1 protein-coding gene is annotated in these 653 nt (G+C 30.5%); it reads right to left on the bottom strand.

Annotated elements, in window-relative coordinates:
- Positions 1 to 653: VirB4 family type IV secretion/conjugal transfer ATPase (locus QT76_RS07805; RefSeq protein ID WP_033617299.1), on the bottom strand; the 653-nt coding region annotated here is incomplete at both ends.

The raw sequence follows: 653 nt of genomic DNA, 5'->3' as shown, positions 1-653 counted from the left end.
GGTAAAAGAGTAGATATAGGGAGCGAAGAAATTTCTTCGCTCTCATAAGCCTTAATCCCCACACACGCACAAAAGGTGTTTTGATTTTGAAATTCAATGACAAAGTAATCTTTCTTAAAATGCACATTAGATGCAATATAGCTATCGCTTAATCGCTTTAATTTAGGATTAAAGGCGATGTATTTGCCATTGATGTATTCTGCGTAGAAATTTAATACTTCTTTAGAATTTAGTAAAGTAGGTTTAAATTCTTTAAGAGCGTTTTTTACTCTTTCTATGGTTTGAATGAGTAAGGCTCTTTTACTTGTGGCACTAAAGGTTATCTTTTTTTTGAACTTGTTTTTCTTGTCTTTTTTAGAGCTTGTGTTTGAATGAGTTTCATTGGAGCTATTTTCATTCTCTTGTTTATCTTCTTTAGAGCTTTCTTCTAACTCTTCATTAATTGAAGTAGTCATTTCCAATTTCTTTTTTTCAAAGAAAGACTTGACATTAGAAGTGATAGTTTCAAACACTAAAAAATACTCTGTTTTATAGATTTCCTTGCTTTCAAATTGTGTGATAATAGCTTTGGCATAAATATTGTCAATATTTGGACTTTGATTGATAAATTCCTTACGCCTTTTAGCCACAATTCTTAATTGAATGTCTTTACC

The organism is Helicobacter pylori SA37A (genome assembly GCF_000476015.1).
In the GTDB taxonomy this organism is placed as follows: Bacteria; Campylobacterota; Campylobacteria; order Campylobacterales; family Helicobacteraceae; genus Helicobacter; species Helicobacter pylori_DB.
The sequence above is the reverse complement of the archived record's forward strand: the minus strand, read 5'-3'. Positions and strand labels throughout refer to the sequence as shown.